The 16,525-nt window shown below is 67.5% G+C and carries 9 protein-coding genes and 2 pseudogenes; 9 read left to right on the top strand and 2 right to left on the bottom strand.

What is annotated here, in order from left to right:
* The first annotated feature begins 109 nt into the window (after nucleotides 1-109).
* Together ACWCRB_RS10090 and ACWCRB_RS10085 are read left to right on the top strand one after the other, a co-directional pair.
* Nucleotides 110-754, top strand: coding sequence for a DUF433 domain-containing protein (locus ACWCRB_RS10090; RefSeq protein ID WP_450995593.1), 645 nt, complete (start codon nucleotides 110-112; stop codon nucleotides 752-754).
* Entirely contained in the window at nucleotides 751-1,221 is a 471-nt protein-coding gene (locus ACWCRB_RS10085) for a DUF5615 family PIN-like protein (protein ID WP_450995592.1), read from the top strand. The genes ACWCRB_RS10090 and ACWCRB_RS10085 overlap by 4 nt, the downstream gene beginning before the upstream one ends.
* 88 nt (nucleotides 1,222-1,309) lie before the next feature.
* On the opposite strand, the gene ACWCRB_RS10080 is transcribed toward ACWCRB_RS10085, so the two are convergent.
* Nucleotides 1,310-2,062: a hypothetical protein gene (locus tag ACWCRB_RS10080; protein ID WP_450995591.1), complete on the bottom strand. Its 753-nt coding sequence runs from the start codon at nucleotides 2,060-2,062 to the stop codon at nucleotides 1,310-1,312.
* A 124-nt stretch (nucleotides 2,063-2,186) separates the two neighbouring features.
* Here ACWCRB_RS10080 and ACWCRB_RS10075 point away from each other — a divergent pair.
* Nucleotides 2,187-2,464: pseudogene (locus ACWCRB_RS10075) on the top strand (LacI family transcriptional regulator); the annotation flags it as partial.
* 741 nt (nucleotides 2,465-3,205) lie between these two features.
* Nucleotides 3,206-5,920, top strand: coding sequence for an AfsR/SARP family transcriptional regulator (locus ACWCRB_RS10070; RefSeq protein ID WP_450995590.1), 2,715 nt, complete (start codon nucleotides 3,206-3,208; stop codon nucleotides 5,918-5,920).
* A 33-nt stretch (nucleotides 5,921-5,953) separates the two neighbouring features.
* On the opposite strand, the gene ACWCRB_RS10065 is transcribed toward ACWCRB_RS10070, so the two are convergent.
* Nucleotides 5,954-6,847: a serine/threonine protein kinase gene (locus tag ACWCRB_RS10065; protein ID WP_450995589.1), complete on the bottom strand. Its 894-nt coding sequence runs from the start codon at nucleotides 6,845-6,847 to the stop codon at nucleotides 5,954-5,956.
* Nucleotides 6,848-6,975: 128 nt separating this feature from the next.
* Here ACWCRB_RS10065 and ACWCRB_RS10060 point away from each other — a divergent pair, with 128 nt between their 5' ends.
* From ACWCRB_RS10060 to ACWCRB_RS10040, 5 genes and pseudogenes are all read left to right on the top strand, one after another.
* Nucleotides 6,976-8,496, top strand: coding sequence for a PD-(D/E)XK nuclease family protein (locus ACWCRB_RS10060; protein ID WP_450995588.1), 1,521 nt, complete (start codon nucleotides 6,976-6,978; stop codon nucleotides 8,494-8,496).
* Entirely contained in the window at nucleotides 8,493-9,554 is a 1,062-nt protein-coding gene (locus ACWCRB_RS10055; protein WP_329219676.1) for a pPIWI_RE_Y domain-containing protein, read from the top strand. Before ACWCRB_RS10060 ends, ACWCRB_RS10055 begins: the two co-directional genes overlap by 4 nt.
* Nucleotides 9,547-13,113 (top strand): pPIWI_RE_Z domain-containing protein, encoded by a 3,567-nt coding sequence (locus ACWCRB_RS10050; RefSeq protein WP_450995587.1) that lies wholly within the window; start codon nucleotides 9,547-9,549, stop codon nucleotides 13,111-13,113. Before ACWCRB_RS10055 ends, ACWCRB_RS10050 begins: the two co-directional genes overlap by 8 nt.
* Nucleotides 13,101-15,833: a pPIWI_RE module domain-containing protein gene (locus ACWCRB_RS10045; RefSeq protein WP_450995586.1), complete on the top strand. Its 2,733-nt coding sequence runs from the start codon at nucleotides 13,101-13,103 to the stop codon at nucleotides 15,831-15,833. The genes ACWCRB_RS10050 and ACWCRB_RS10045 overlap by 13 nt, the downstream gene beginning before the upstream one ends.
* 297 nt (nucleotides 15,834-16,130) lie before the next feature.
* Nucleotides 16,131-16,508, top strand: a pseudogene (locus ACWCRB_RS10040) (aminotransferase class I/II-fold pyridoxal phosphate-dependent enzyme); the annotation flags it as partial.
* Between the last annotated feature and the right edge of the window lie 17 nt (nucleotides 16,509-16,525).

Genomic DNA, 16,525 nt, shown 5'->3' with positions numbered 1-16,525 from the left:
CGTGTGCCAGGCCCCCTGAATGGGCCCCTCGGCTTCTGCGCCGAGTGGCTTCCAGGAGAATGGGGTACGTTCAGGCCCGTATCGGCAGGGGCGGAAGGAGGCGCGCGCGGTGTCGTACGAACCCAAACTCGCTGCGGCTCTTTCCGGCGCGACGCTGCGCCAGCTGTCCCACTGGCGCCGAGCCTCCGGGCCCAAGGGCGCCGTGCTCGTGCCCGAGATCTCCAGCGAGAGGCCGATCCTCTACTCGTTCCGCGACGTTGTCGCACTCCGCATCTGTGTGCAGCTGCGCGAAGAGGCTTCGCTGCAGAAGATCCGCCGTGCGTTGAACGCGCTCCGGGAAGACCTCGGCGAGTGGGAGCACCTCTCCTCGTACAAACTCGTCGCGGGCCCGGACACCATCTATCTGGCCGAGCCCGACCACGCCGTAGACCTGATCAAGGGGGGCAACGTGGTCATCCACCAGATGGTGGATGTGCTCGCTCCCTTCTACAAGGACGGCCGCAGCATTCCCGCTCTGCTCACCCCCCGTGAGCACGTCGCTGTCGACGAGTCGGTCCGAGGCGGCGAACCGGTCATCCAAGGCACCAGGATCCCCGCGTCAGATGTCGCAGCCCTAGTGAGGGACGGCGTCCCACCGGCTCAGATCAGTGAGTTCTACCCAGGCGTGACGGCCGAGGCCGCCCGCGATGCGGCCGACTTCAGCGAGTACGTCGACAGCTACGGCAGCAGCGAGCCCCGGCAGGTCGTCGCTTGAAACTGCTGCTCGACGAGAACGTGCCCCGCCCCATGGCCGAGATCGTCCGGATCCTGCTGAAGGCACACGACGTCGTCCACGTCCATGACCTCAAGGGCTGGACGGGCACGAAGGACATCGAGCTGTACGCCAGGGCCCAGGCCGAGGACTTCGACATCGTCATCACCAACGACACCAAGCAACTCAGCCGGCCACTCGAAGTGGTGGCCATCGCACAGTCGGGCCTGCATCGCATCGAGTACCGCCAGAACAACAAGCACGGTGGCCTGGTCGGTCTGGGCACGGCGATCGCCACCGTCTGCGCTGCTCTTCCCCACGCCCTGTCCGAACTCGAAACAGCCGACGGCCAGCGTCTCGTCGCCCTGACATCGATCGACCCGACCCGGCAGAACCGGCTCCGGATCACGGACCCGGCCGTCGCCCCGCCGAAGCACTGGCCGGGGCGTGATTCGGCCGCTGAGTCCTGACACCGCGATACACGAGGGCTTCCGGTCGGCAGCCCATACGAAGCGACGCCGAGAAAAGACGCGGCGCCGCCGACCGGGCTTCGTCTCATCAAGACTCGCTTCCGAGCTCATCCTGGAGCTCGGCGATGCGCCGTTGGGTTGCCGCCGCGCTCTTCTGCTGACGGGTCAGTTTCGCCTCGGCGTCTGCCAGTTCCCGGGCGAGCCGCTCTCGATCAGCTGCCGAGCGCTCATGGATGGTCCCGTCGTCGCGGTACGCGGGCCCTACCCGCTCACTGCTCACTACTCCGCGACGCTCTCCGCATTCCGGGCAGTCGACGACGCGGGTGGAAACGTGGCTGTGCTCGCGATGCTGAATCTGGGGCACCACATGGTCGCAACGGAGAGTGAGGTCCCAAGTATCGAGGTCCTTCTTGCTTTCCTCCCGTGAGGGCCAGGACGAGAACAGCCTGGCGAGCTTCTCCATCTGCTTCGGCCCCATCGGCGGTGGCGGGCAACAGAAGCCGCAATGCGTCACCCGAGAACCGCTGATGCTCCACCGACCACCCCGGCAGTCGGCGTGCCGCTCGCGGAACCTCTGGTTGGCTTCCTCGTACTCGCGCTTCTCCGACTCGGACAACTTCATGAGGGGATACCAGTCCCCCAGCCCGTCTTGCATGGGCTCTCCGCAGCCTCGACAGGGCTCACCGGCCATGTAGTCCGCCCAGCTGAGGCGCGTACCTTCTCGCTTCCACCGTTCATCCCACTCGCGGCGCCGAAGGTCATCCGCCTCGGCATCGAGGGCCGAGCGCAGAGCACGTTTGACGGCTCGTTGCCGCTTCTGCTCCTCCGTGGGCTTGGCCATCGGCTTCACCCTTCGCTGCGCCGTGTTGGTGACGGACGATCACGCTCCCGATCAGCACGAGCAGCCCACCCGAACATCACACCAGCCCCGCTGACCAGCAAAGACCACGATGGCGGTTTCTCATTGGCTCCCGATCGCGGAGGGCCTCACCCACACGGACTGCGGCACTCCCACCGTACGCACGTGGAGGACCTGGGCACCGAGAAGGTCCTCATGGACGAGGGCATGGGACACATCGATGGCTCAGTCTCCGCCCGCTACGCCCACGTCACCCCGGGCATGCGCAGGCGCATCATGAGCGGCCTGACCCAGCGGTGAGAAGAGGCGCTTGATGCGCGCCGCGCCATGTGCCCTCGTTCCCCAGTGACGGCGCTGGACAAGCTCCTCCGAACCACCGGTTAGCCGTACACCGAGGCTCAGAGCCCAGCCCCCTACACGTGGGCTGGGCTCTGTCTGACCAAGATCATCCCCCGTGTCCCCGGCGACAACCGTCCTCACCCGCCCCCAACGGATCAAGAATTCTGGCGGCCCCGGAAGCGCGGGGGGAGGTCCGGGTCTCGCCCCCCACGCACTCCCCCCGGCCCCGCTTCCGCGCTGACCGGCGCGGTTCAGTCTGGTCGCCGCAGCACCCCGGCCTTACTCGAGTTCGGCGAACAGTTCGGCTTCGTAGGCCCGTTGGGCTGTAGGGCAGACCGGCTTCCAGGCTCGACCGCGCAGTGCGGCCGAAGTCGGCTGAGGTGCCGGCTGAGGTGTCGGGCGGGGGCGCCGTCGACGCCGGGGAGGCACCGTTGCCTTGGGCCGCCGGGTCCGCGCGGGGCGGCTCGTGTCGTGCTGGGTAGGCTTTCGCTGTCTGGGCTTCATGGATTTCTCCCTGCTCAGGTGGTGTGTTTCCCGCCGCCCGGGTGGTGCTCTCGGTCCCCGTTCGGGGTTTGACCTTCGCCATAAATGGCCTACGTCTCCGGCGATCCGCTGGAGCGGTCGGGGTGGAATGTTTGAAGCGTTGCAGATGAGTCGGGTGGCTGCCAAACCGTGAGCGTTAGCTGACCGTTAATGTGCGCCCGGCGCTCCGTGGCATGCTTTTCCAGTGCCGGCCGATCAGGTCGATAGCGGCGTGTGGGTATGGGTGACTGGGAGATAATGATCATGGAATTACGCGTGCTGGGCCCGGTAGTTGCCTTGCGGGGTGAACGATCGGTCGCGATCAAGTCGATTAAAGCCCGCGAACTTCTCGCCGTTCTGCTCATGGCGCCTGGATTCCGTGCCTCGCACGCCAGTGTCACGCGCTTCCTGTGGCCAGATAAAGAATCGAACGCCAATCGAATTCGACAAACATCTCTTCAATTGCGGATCGCCATGCCAGATATCGCTCAGTCGAATGACCGGGGATTCTGCCAGATCGACGTCGATCCCCGGAAGATCGACTACGTCCGCTTCCAGGACTTCCAGCGTACGGCGAACGCCACTGAGGACTCCTCGGTCCGACTCAAGGCGCTCCGGTCCGCGCTCGGCGAGTGGCGGGGAACGCCACTGGAGGACATGCCAGGCGAAGGGTTCGAACAGAAGCGTGTCGAACTCATCGCAGAGTTGCGGAACGCGACAGCTGCCTGTGCACTCGCCGAATTGGAGTGCGGGCAGGCGCGCGCCGCGCTGGAGCGAGCAGACTCGGGGCTGGCCAGCTGGCCCGAGAACGAGAGGCTGGTCGAAGTCAAGGTGCGTGCCCTGGTCAGCCTTGGGAGGCAGGACCAGGTCGAGCCACTGCTCGCCTCCTGGGGGCATCGGTTCGGCCGGTCCACCGTTCACCTGCTGCTCCTCGGCGAGACGGGGGGTCTCAGCAGTGTGCCTGTCGGTGCTTCGACCACGCCGGCCCGCTCGCAGCCCCGACAGCTTCCCTCGCAGGCCGTCGACATGGTCGGCCGCCAGCCCCAGCTTGATCAGCTCGCGGAGACTTTGCTGGGCCGGACGGCCGGTCGAAGTCGGCTCGCCGTGGTCACTGGCATGCCCGGTGTCGGGAAGACCTTCCTCGCCGGGCGAGCGGCAGTACATGTCGAGGCGAGCTTCCCGGACGCGACCCTCTATGCCGACCTCGGCGGCTTCTCGTCAGGCGAGCCTGAGCGGCCCGACGCCGTTTTAGCCAGGTTCCTGAACGATCTCGGGGTGCGCCCAGCGACTCCGACAATGGACGGCATGGTCTCCGCCTACCGGACCGCACTCGCGGACCGCGCGGTCTTGCTGGTCCTGGACAACGCACGCGACGAGAACCATGTACGCCCACTTCTCCCCGGACTCGGGGCTAGCGCGGCTATCGTCACCAGTCGCCGCCAGCTGCACGGCTTGGCCATCAGGGAGGGAGCCGAGCTCGTCAACCTCGCTCCGTTGGACCGGCACGACGCCACCAAACTGCTGCGTACGCGACTGGGCGAGGATCGGATGCGCACGGCCGTTCCGTTCATCAGTGACCTTGTTGAGCACTGTGCCGGTGTGCCCCTGGCCTTGAAAATCATGGCCTCGCGGATCGCGGAGCGTCCATCCCAGGCGCTCGCGGGCATGGTCCGCGACCTGCGGCACGAGAGCACCAGGCTGCGGTCACTCGACCTGAGGTCAGAGAACTTGAGCGTCCGCCTGTTGCTGGAGGCGTCCCACAAGCTGCTGTCGGCAGCTGCGGCGAAGTTCCTCTGGCAGTTGGCGGTCCATCCGGGACCGACAGTCAGCTGGGCGGCGCTGCGAGCGCTAGAGCCGGACGACGCCATCGGCGTTAACGACGCGATCGACGAGCTGATGCGGATGAGCCTGGTGACCGAGCCGAGTTTCGAACGGTACTCCCTGCACGATCTGGTGCGCGTCTACGCCAGCGAACTGGCAGACCAGCAAGACGAAGACGAGCGTTCCCGGGTCGTGGAGCGGGTGCTGCGCTTCCTGCTGCACAACGCGTGGGCCTGTGACCGGAAGTTGGATCCCGGCCGTCGACTGCCGATCGGCGAAGCCTCGAATCTTGAGGTGGTCACTCCGGCGCGTGCTGTGGATGCGATGTCCTGGTTCGAGGCCGAGTACTCGACCCTCACGGCTGCGGTCAGGCTGGCCGAGAAGCGCGGACTCGACCGCTATACGTGGCTGTTGTCGATGGTCCTGGTGACCTTCCAATGGCGATCCGGGCGCAATCTAGACGCGCTCAAATACCTGACCAGCGCCCTTGAAGCCGCCGGTCGCGAGGCCAGTCCGGCCGACGTGGCCATGGTCCACCGGATGCTCGCCGGCACCCACCGAAGCCTCGCGGACCTTCCACGGGCAACGCGTGAACTACGAAGAGCAGTACGGGTGAGCGAGGACGACGGAGACGTCCTGGGCGCCGCTCTGGCGCGCCACATCCTCGGCGTCCTGCTACGCGAGAGCGGTGCCCCAAGAGAGGCGCTGGAGCATTTCACTGCAGCTCTGTCCGCCTTCGAGCAAGTCGGTGACCCCCTCGGCCAAGGTGCTGCGCTGAACGGGATCGGAAGTGCCCGCTACGACCTCGGGCAGTACGACACGGGGCTGGAGTACTGCCGGCGGTCGCTGACGCTGCTGGAAGGCACGGATGATCTCAACGGCCTGGCGCATGTGCTGTTCAGCCTGGGCCGGATCCGGCTGGCGCTGGGTGACCACGAGGCCGCCGTTGCCGACTTCGAGCGCGCTCGCAGTCTGTACCAGTCGATGACCTACGGCAGCAGGGAGGCCCGGACGCTGGTCTGGCTCGCGGACACGCTCCGGGATGCCGACCGGCCCCGGGAGGCCGAGGAGGCGATCGATCGGGCTCAAGTCCTGCTGGGAGAACTGGGCGAAAGCGACCTTGACGCGGCTGTTGAGCGTCTGAGGTACCTGCTGTGACGGCGACCCGGCACCGTGCAGCCCTGGAGCGAATTACGGCACGGACAACCCGAGGCGGTAGGGGGCCGTCGGATCGGGGCGCGTCGCCTTCGGAGAGGCAGGGGAACCGGGCTCGGGCAGCATCGGTCGTAGGTAGCCCAGCACCTCAGCCACGCCGTCCGGCCGTTCGCGCGGGTCGACGGAGACCATGGCGAGCGCGAGGCTCCGGAGTGGTTCGGGCATCTCGGCGCGGATGCCCTTAGGGAAGGCCGGGGTCGTGGCGTCAGGCGGGCCTTCCAAACTGCTGTACGGCAGCTCCGGGCCCAGCATTGCGAACAGCATCGCGCCAAGGGAGAAGACGTCGACCTGCGGAGCGAGCACCGCCGTCCGGTCGTACTGCTCCGGGGGCGCGTAACCGGGAGTGCCGCGAGGATCGTCGTTGATGTCTCCGGCCACGCCGGAGATGCCCACGTCCAGCAGCCGGACCCGACCGTCGAACTGCATCATCACGTTTTTCGCCGTGACATCCCGATGCACGTATTTCTCATCGTGCACGCTGTCCAGAATCTTGCAGAGCTGGGCGACGACCGACACAGCCGCAGCCGCCGGAACGGGGTGGTGGTCGGTGATCCAGGACTCGACCGTAAGGCCCTCGACCAGTTCCATCACGATGTACCGGCCTCTGTTCCGCCCATAGTGGCCGTTCCCCATCACTCGGGGGATTCCCGGCACGCGCCGCATGAACTGGAGCCGCTCGAGCTCGTTCTCCATGGGTAGAGCGGCGGAGGCGTAAGCGGTTGTTGATTCGAAGGTACGAGGGAACTGTGATTTGACCGCCACTTCGCAACGGCGCTGCTCGTCCAGCGCCGCGAAGATCTCGCCCTCACCGCCTTTTCCGAGCTTTCGTAGCACTCGATAACGACCGTCAAGGAGAATGCCAGGAAACAACGTGTCCCTCCGTAAGGAAAAGTAAATCCCCGATCGGCTCGACACATGTCTCGGGGTGCAGAAGTGAGGAAATTATGACAGAGAATTGGCCACCCGCTGGCCTGGTTGGGGATTCCGCCGTCGTCACCATGCGGCTCAGCATGTTCGGCCCGGAGCGGTACCAGTGCCCCGCGTCCAACGTGCTGAAGGCACGCGGACTCAAGCCGCGCGCCCGGTCCGCCTGGAAACCGGAGGTACTGGATCCATTCCCCCATGGCCCGTTCATGGCTGCAGCCGACGAGTTTGAAAGACCGGTGGACGAGCCGTTGCCGCGCGCATCCAGAAGTGGTCGGCAACGTCCGCTGCACGACGGTGTACGGCAGTGGACCGAGCATGCGCTGCGGACGTACCGAGAGGCGTTTCCTAGGGACCCGGACCTGCGTCTCGCCCATGCACCCTGGATTTACAAGCATCAGCAAGCTACCGGCAACGGTCAGGCCACCGTGGAGTACCGGATCACCGCCTGGGGACGCTGCTTGGAGTCCACCGACGGTCGACTGCGGGAGCTGCGCCTGCCAGTTAACCGTCTCCGTGCCCGCAGCGAGGCGGAACGCGCGATAGCTGCGCTCGTTGTGGCAGAGGGCGACTTCGATCCTCGGCTGGAACGAGTCAAGGTCGTTCAGTTTGCCCTGTCTGACGGCCGCATGGGCCCGGTCTTCGAGGGCACCCGGGACGAAGCCCTGGCCGTATACAGGGAAGACGGGGCACCCGCTGTCCGCGCGCTGCTCGACAGCCAGGAGTACCGCCCCGGCACCGCCTGCGCCTCGTGCGTCGTCGCGCCGGTTTGCCCGGCACTTCCGAAGGCCGCGGGGCTGCTGGGGCTGACCGACCGGAGTCGGCCGCGGCGCAGTTGGTCTTCGACCACTGGTCGAGGCCACCAGAGTTGCCCGGCCCGCGGCTATCTGCGTGGCCTGCGGCTCCCGACCGATGACGTAGTGGAGAGGGGCGCTGCCGTTGAACGTGGGCGGGCGGTACATGCGTTCCTCGCCGAGCGGCACAACCGGCAGCAGCGCACGCCGTGCACGCCCGAGATTCCGGCGGACTGGGTGCCCGAGGGATACCGGCTCTTCGATGAGGAGCGGCAGCTCGGCGCCGATTTGCTCCGTCACCATGCCGAGGTCTGCCCGCTGCGTACGGTCGGACCGCAGTCGGAGATCCGGATCGAACCCCGGCTGGCGTTCGACGACCCCGCAGCCGACCTGCTTGTCCTGGCGGACCCCGACCTGCTGTACCAGGACGCGGGTTCCTGGGTCTGGCGGGAGACCAAGACCTCCGCCAGCGACCGCCCCCGCCGCGACGTACTTGCTGCCTATCCCCAGCTGGCCTTGGCCGTAAAGATCATCGGCAGTGGCGCACTGCCCGGCCCGCAGGCCCGAGGACGGGTCGAGCTGGAGCTGCTGCGCCCTGGAGGAGCCGACCTGCGCACGCTCGACCCGTTCGCACACTCAACCCGTGCCGCCGCTGAGGCGGTGCTGCGCGAGCAGGTCTCAGGTTGGCATACGGAGACGCTCTTCAAGGCAGTTCCCGGCAACGAGTGCGCCAGCTGCGAGGTGGCGCGGTGGTGCTCAGCGCGGCAGTCGCTGCCGCCTGGACCGGGGGCGGGTCTGTGACCGAGGACAAGCGGACGGACATTGACCTGCTGGTCGGGGTGGCGCGCGGTGTGATCGAGCTGACCTCGATTGCCCGGTCCTCGGCGTTCCGGCTGCCTTACCCGTCCAGAGTTCAGCTCGCCCTGGACCAAATGGTGCTGTCCGGAATAACCCAGGGTCATCCAGTACCCGCCGGAGTACCGGACCTGATGTCCTGGTGCCGGGAGCGAGGACCGGAGGAATGGGGACTGGAGCTCCCGGACGGTTTCCTGATCGCGGGCGCTCGCCTGATCCATCCCACGGCGGGTGAGCCGACCCGGACCTGCGCCGAACTGGCTTCTCTCGGCCCGCACGGTGTGCCGGAGCAGGAAGCCGAGACACTGCTGGCCGGACTCGCCGGCGCCTGTGGCACCGAGGAACGGTTTGCGGCCTGCCGTGACTTCCTCATCCGTCGGCCGGTCATGCTCAGGCCCGACCCGATGGAGCTGCTGCGGCCGACCACCGCTCAGACCTGGAGTCTGGTCAAGGGGCTCTACAGTGCCGTGCCCGACCGCTTCCTGTCCGACGGACTGGTGCACTGCTGCACCGGCTGCGGGCTGCTCGCCAAGTCTGTTACGGCGGGTGGTCCCTGGTGCGAGGGCGGTTGTCCGCCGGGGGACCACAAACTCGAAACGACTCACGAGCCCCAGTCGGCCCTTGCCCTGCCGCTCGCCCTCCGGCTCTTCCTAGCGCTCCCAGGCCGCACGGAGCAGGCTGTCCGATCCCGGCTCACGGATCAGGTTGAGCTGCTTCCGCTGAGCCTGGGCGTTCACCGCATCACCGGTCAGGACGTGACCGTCCGCGCCTTCCAGGTCCATGACCGGGTACAGCCGGGGCCAGCCGCCTTGCGGGCAGCGGAGGTCGCTGCCCTGCTCGGCAGACCGCTGGACATCGTGGTGCCGGATGGTGTGGCGGCGCGTCCCGGATATCGCCAGCAATTCGACCGTGCCCTGCCAGCGGACGCACAGGTGCGCCTGTTGTCCGCGAGTGACTTCACCGCACCGGGACCGGCCGGTCGACCGAGGAGGAACCATGCGTAGTACCACCCAGCCCCTGAGCGAGGTGGTCTCCCTTCTGTCGGACGCCGCCCCGCAGATGAAGAGAGCCCGGCTCGTCTCATTGTGCGAGATCGAGGTAGGGCTGCTGCTCCAGGAGACGTTCGCGGCCGAAACACCGGCTGCGGACGCGTGGACGCTGTTCAGCGGGTACCCGTTTGCGCGAGCCTGGGGCGCCGTCGATGCGGTCGGGGAACAGACCCTTCGTACAGCCCGGCATACGCTGTGGACCTGGGGCCGCCGTATGGCCTGGACCGAGGCGCTCCAGGAGTACCAACTGCTCGACCGCCAGATCCGTGGCTACGAGATTGTCGACCCGGACCTTCCAGCTGTCCGCCGACTCTCGCTGTCGGTGGCGCCGAACCGATGGGAGACCTACGAGCGGCTGCTGCACCAAGCACCGGCTTTCGCCGGACGGCCGATGGCGTTCGCGAAGGCTGGCTGGCACGCCTTCCCGATCGGCCGAGACCTGACCACTGTCCAACTGCCCGAGTCGGCTCTGCCGTCTCCGGTCAGCCATGACCTCGCGGCGCCGCCCGCGAATGGCGGTGAGCCACTGTCCTTCCTGTGGGACGACCTGCTGGAAACGGCGGCGTTCATGGATTCGGTGAAACCCGAGAACTGGACCAAGCGACTTCGGGCGATCCACCTTTTCACCCGCCAGGCAGGCGAGTTCCGCTGCTCAGACAGCTTCGAGGTGGCACGGATCCAGCACCTGCTGGGCATCGTCGGCGCAGGCAAGAGCACCCTGCGGGACGTACTGGCGGTACACCTAGCTGGCCAGGGTCTCCGGGCGACCATTGTTGTCGGGGACGTCGCAGAACAGCTCAAGCTGGTTGAGCTGTACAACACGTACGTACCGGGATCGGCCGCCCCGGTGCTCGGTGCGTCGGGCCGCCAGCAGCACGCCGAACGGCTGCACCGGCGGTTGGCCAGCCGTGGCAGGCGCAATCTGCTCGCCCATGACGACCCCGCGTTCGCGTACTTGAGTACGTCCTGCGCCTTGAACGCGCTGCGGTACTCGGAAGTGCAACTCGACGACGACCTACTGGGATTCGGCGAGGCGCCTTGCGCCAGGTTGCAGCAGCCCAGCCGCCGCCGCGACCTCGCGGAGGATTCGTGGGGACGGCAGCCGTTGGCCTGCCCCTTCTGGTCTGCCTGTCCCCGCCATCACGGGGCCCGTGAGCTGGTGAGCGCGGCCCTCTGGGTCGCCACGCCCGCCAGCCTGGTCGACTCCAAAGTGCCACACCCGCAGAACCCCGAGAACATCCGCTACCTCGAACTTGCCTGTCGACGCAGCGATCTGGTGATCGTGGACGAGGCGGATCGGGTCCAGATGCAGTTCGACCGGATGTTCGCGCCGGCCATCCCGCTGATCGGCGGCGGCTCGGACACCCGGTCCTTCCTCCACGACGTCAACCAGCACCGCATCCGCGAGTTGGCCGGTGCCGGTGGGATCCAGCTGTCCGACCGTGACGTGGAGAACTGGTCGGCCGCCGTCAATACCACCCAGACCGCCGCCGATCGGTTGGTCGCCATGTTGGTCCGCGACGTCGAGCTGCGCGACTGGGTCAGGACCGGGTACTTCAGTGCATGGACGCTTCAACTCCGTCTGCTGGAGGAGCGATACCCGCTCCCGGAGGACCGCGAGGACACACCGGCAGAGGCGGCGGAACAAGCCACCGAGCACTCGCATCGGGCGTCAAGGCTGCGGCTCACCGAGATCCTCGACGCCTTCCGGGAGAACCCGTTCGGCGACCGACATCGCTTCACCGAGGACGGCGTCGAACTCACCGGCCTGCTTGGCGAACTCCTGCACACCAACCGCCGCGAGCGCACTCGGGAGAGGCTGGAGCAGATGCTCCGCGACCTGTTCACCCTCGACCCGTTGCTGGAGCCCACTGAAGAAGGCCAGGAGCGCTACCGGGAACTGCGTGTCCTCGCCAGTGGGGAGCGGCTGCGGAAGTCGGAGCCTCGTGAGAAGGGTCGGAAGAAGGCCAAGCGCCGGAGGAACAAGCACCTTCCGGAAAGCCCGGACGTATGGCTCAAGCTGCTCATGACCCGCTTCGAGTTCACCCTGCTGCTCAGCGCGCTGGAGCCCAAACTAGCTCTGATCAACGCCATGTGGCCGCGCGCCGCAGCAGCGCTCAACCTGGGCTTCAACGAGATGTACCGCAGGCCGCTCGACTACGGGCCCATGGTGCCCGAGGCGCCGATGGGCAACGTGATCGGTTTCCAGTTCCTGATGGACGGCCCCGACCCCGGCGGAGTGCGTACCGGGGAACTGCGCTTCTTCCGGTGCAGTGGGGTCGGCCGGGCACTGCTCCGTGCGATGCCAGACCTGCCGACGGTGGACGGCCTCCCCGGCACCAACGTCCTCCTGATGTCGGGCAGCAGTTGGGCAGGTAGCTCCAGTCGGTACCACATCCCGGTGGACATCGGCGTGATCATCGAGCCGGCCCCGGAGGAGTTAGACCGGATCGCCGAACTGAGCGAGTTCCGCTTCGAGTTCATCCGCGACGGTTGCGGATGCCGCGCGGGATGCGCGTGCGATGAGCAGTACGAGGCACAGCGGCTCTCTGGCGAACCACTTGACCAGCGGGCGGACATCCTGCGCCGGATGGTCATCGCTCTCGGCAGGGAGGACGCCGGTATTAGTCGTCTTCGGGAGGAGTTGACGCTTCTCCCGGAGAGCCGTCGCCACATCCTGCTGCTCGTCGGCAGCTATGAGGAATCCAAGGTCGTGGCAGACACCCTGCATACCCTGAACAAGCGCTGGAAGGGCAGGGTCCGTCGGCTGGCATCCGATGACGATCCCGAAGCCGGCACCTGGTCGGACGACGATGAGCATCACGCGCCCGTGCTGCGCCGTGGCGATGTGGAGACGCTGGCCACCACTCGGGCCGAAATCCTGGTGGCGCCACTGCTGGCGGTCGAGCGCGGACACAACATCCTCGACCTCAACCGTGAGCATGCAGCGATCGGGTCGATCTACTTCCTCGCCCGCCCCAATCCGCGTCCAGATGATCTCGGCCTCGCAGTGCACGCGATCAACGACTGGATCGTACGGGCCATGGACAGCGGGAAGTTCGCCGACTGGGTTCAGAGTGAGCCCAGTCTCGGACTCGGTGCCCGCAAGGTCAGGGACCTGGCTCGTTCCCAGTGGTACCGGGTGCTCGCCAGGAGCATGGCGTGGAGCCGCCTGGACGACGACCGGGAGCAGGTCACCTGGGATCTGCTCGTTCTGATCTGGCAGGTGATCGGCCGTTCCGTCCGCGGTGCGGTGCCCACCAGAGTCGCCTTCGTCGACGCGGCGTTCTCGCCCAACCTGGCCGCCGGGGGGCCGTCCAACCTGCCGGACACCTCGGAAACCAGCCTCCTGCACAGCATCCATGCCGTGCTCAAGCCTTACTTCACCCCGGGCACCCCCGAGCCTGCCGACGACCGCCATATCGTCCAGGCGCTCTACCGGCCGATGTGGACAGCTCTCGACCGTTGCCTCACCCGGACAGCCGACGAAAGGAACACCGCATGTACCACCTGATCAGCACCACCGCCTACGAACCGGACCCGCAGGCCGGGCCCTGGACCGAGCAGTACCGGGTCATCAGCTTCTCCGAGGAATGGAGGACCGAGTTCATGGACCTGTACCGGCGGCGGTGGCGCCGCCGGGAACAACCGGTGGGCCTGCCGATCAGCAAGCTCAACGACCTGCTGCGGGCCACCGCCCCGGGACTGGTAGCTACCGGCCGGGGAGCAGGAAGCAGCGCCGAGGCGCCCTGGTTCTACGCGTCCGAGGAGATGCCGGCTGAACTGGTCGCCCCGCTGCTGGCCTCCTGGGTGATGACTCTGCCGCCCGGCACCGACCCCGATGCCGAGCGTATGGCCGATCACCGGGCGACCTTGGACCGGGCACTGGCGCTGATCGACGATCACACCCCGCAGTGGCGAAACGAGTCCGTGGACCTCACGGCTGCGGAACTCTCCCCGGGCGGCACAGCCCAGCCCGACCGCAGGCTCTATCACCTGCTCCCCGAGCGGATCGGTGCCAGGCTCGCCGTTCGCCCGCTCCGCCTCGACGGCATCGACCTCTCCTTTCGGCTGGTCACCCGTGAACAAGGAGTCGAGCTGGTCAGCTGGCCGCCGCGGTCGTACACCCGGGGAAAGCGAACCTGGCACTACTCGGGGCTGGTGACCATCACCCTTCAGACGGTGCCGTTCGCCGCGCGGTTCCGCCTGCACGTCTCGTACGGAATCCGCCGCTGGGCCACCGGATCGCCCGTACGGCTGCCAGAAGGCCGTGGCGCGACCGTTCTGCTCGACGCGCCGCTGCCGTGGCCGGGTGCCGGTGGTCCGCGCCGACGGCTCACCGCCAATTCCCTTGCCTATGACCGCCGCCTCGGCATGCTCGCCTGGAGCCGGCAGAGCCTGGTCGGCCTGTTACCCGAACTGGACGTGCTGCGTGTCTACCCCAAGCCGTCCGAGCTGATCGCCGAACCGGTCGACTGGATCGAGGGCCGGGACGGGGTTGCCGCGGGCATCCTGCACAGCACCGCGATGGGCCGGCACGGCGTCGGCGCCGGGATCATGCCGCTCGAACGGTCGCTGCTCGACCGCTGGGTCGAGGAGGCTCTCCGCCCCGTCCTGCGCCGGGTGCCCGACCTTGAACGCGCGCACCGAAAGTCCAAGCCTGTCCTCCTGCCCACCTTGCAGACGAACGACCCGGAGAAACAGGAAACGCGCTCCCGGCACCGGGTGCAAGCCCGGCGCAACGCGGTGAGTGCGACCCTCGATGGGCAGCCGCTGCTGGTGGACCTGCTCTGGCAGACGGAGGAGACGCGGGACGCGTTGATCGCGGCGCTTTGCGAGGGGCTGGGCCTCCCGGCTGCTGCCGGTGGAGCGGATGGCGACCAGGAGTGGCAGGAAGGGGGCTTGCGTGTCGTGCTCCGTGCCCGGCCCCTGGGGGACCTGGGTGCCCCACTGGACATCGCCAGGCTATCCGGCCAGTCACGGGCCCAAGCACTGGCCGAGCCTGTCCGCAGGCGCGCCGCGCGGACGGCCGCACAACTCGGTACCCGAACGGGTCCGGCGGGGCTGGCGCTCGTGGAGATCCTCGGCCCCGACCGATTCTCCAAAGAGGACCACGACCCCAAGTCCGCTCTGCGGCACGGCTGCGCTGCAGCTCGCCGGGTCAGCCAGTTCATCGTGGTTCCGGAGGACGCAGACGGGGCTGTGGCTTTGCGCGCCAAGTCCGCCTTCGCTGACGGAATGCGCCAGCTCGGTGCCGTGGTCCCGCCGGACCAACAGCTGGACGAGGAATTGAGCGACGATCTCCAGTACCTCGCGCTCTGGCACGTCCGGCGACAGGCCAACGGGCCGACCCGGCAAGCGGGACAGCACTTGGTTGCCCTCCGGATCCGGCCACGTGATCCGGTGCATCCCGTACGCGGCTGGGACGACGCCCGAAAGGAGTGGGTGCCGTACGCCCAGCTGTTGCTCACTCTCGCTGCCGACGGCGCTGCGCTGGAAGCCCCCACGCAGACCCGATCGGGTTGGGACGCCTCGACCACCGATGGGCGGCGCGACGAGGTCGAACGCCAGATAAGGTCATTGCTCTATCAGGTGCGTGACCGGCCGACCCTGCTACTGGCCAACAGCGGCAACCTACGGGAGTGTTGGCCCGGCCTGAACAATGGGCAGTTGGTTAGGGACATGGTCACCTTCTACGGGGAGCCGCCCGCGCGGCTCGCACTCTATGGGGCCGACCTACGGATGGTGCTGCTCCGGGACGCCAACAGCCGTGGCGAGACGCCCCAGTGGTACGCACCTGGTGAGACTGACGAGGAGACTCCGGGATTCTCCGCCGGCCTTTGGTCGGCACGGGACGCTGGCCGGGACAACCGGGTGTTCGCCAGCACCGTGGGGAAACCGCCGACCGCCGGCACGGTACGGCGCGACCTCCGCAAGCTGGTCCCCGACAAGGACTGGCCACACGGCCCCGCAGCCACGGCCTGGAACCCCCAGGCGCTGGAACTCACCGTGCTGGGATGTCTGTCCGAGGAGGCCCTCTCGTCTGCCGGACGCACCGACACCATCCCGGACCGGCCCGCCGTGGTAGCGGCGGCTGCCCACCAGTTGCGCTTCCACGACGAGTACCACCCCCTCTCCCGGCCGCTCCCGCTGCACCTTGCGAAGCTGGCCGAGGAGTACGTACTACCACTTGCCCCGGCCCCAGCTCCGGCAGCACAGGAAAACACTGAGTAGTTGCCGCTCGCGACGCGCGACTAGCTGTTCCACGGCCCGCCCGGGCTGTGGAACAGAGCCTGATCATCACTTCCAGGGCGCGTGGCGCAGGCTCAGATCAGGCTGCGGTATGCGTCGTAGCCGTCCGCGGGCTGCGAGCGGCGAGTCTGCAGGCGAGGCAGCGTCCTTTGCGCATGATCACAGCTAGACCGGGCCCCGGAGCCGACCTGCTCAGGAGTGGCTACCAGGTCCGCGACTTGCTGTCACGTGCTGCTGAACAGAAGGCTGGACGGACTCGGGACGACGATCTTCGCGGAGATGTCGGCGCTGGCGACCGCGACGGGCGCGATCAACCTGGGCCAGGGCTTCCCCGACACCGACGGGCCCGAGGAGATCCGCGAGGCCGCCGTCCGCGCCCTGCGGGACGGGAAGGGCAACCCGTACCCGCCCGGCCCCGGCATCCCGGAACTGTGCGCCACAATCTCCGACCACCAACAGCGCTTCTACGACCTCTCCTTCGACCCCGACACCGAGGTCCTGGTCACCGCCGGCGCCACCGAGGCCATCGCCGCCACCATGCCAGCGCTGCTGGAGCCGGACGACGAGGTCATCGCCTTCGAGCCGTTCTACGACTCCTACGCCGCCTGCATCGCGATGGCCGGCGCGAAGCGCGTACCGCTCACCCTGCGTGCCCCGTTGAGCCTTTTTGTGAT

The organism is Streptomyces sp. NPDC002156 (assembly GCF_053593675.1).
This window is presented reverse-complemented; position numbering and strand designations above follow the sequence as displayed.

Excerpts from the sequence above, each read along its gene's own strand:
- ACWCRB_RS10045 (WP_450995586.1), top strand. The coding sequence starts at position 13,101 with ATGTACCACCTGATCAGCACCACCGCCTACGAACCGGACCCGCAGGCC.
- ACWCRB_RS10050 (WP_450995587.1), top strand. The coding sequence starts at position 9,547 with ATGCGTAGTACCACCCAGCCCCTGAGCGAGGTGGTCTCCCTTCTGTCG.
- ACWCRB_RS10080 (WP_450995591.1), bottom strand. The coding sequence starts at position 2,062 with ATGGCCAAGCCCACGGAGGAGCAGAAGCGGCAACGAGCCGTCAAACGT.
- ACWCRB_RS10060 (WP_450995588.1), top strand. The coding sequence starts at position 6,976 with ATGCGGCTCAGCATGTTCGGCCCGGAGCGGTACCAGTGCCCCGCGTCC.
- ACWCRB_RS10070 (WP_450995590.1), top strand. The coding sequence starts at position 3,206 with ATGGAATTACGCGTGCTGGGCCCGGTAGTTGCCTTGCGGGGTGAACGA.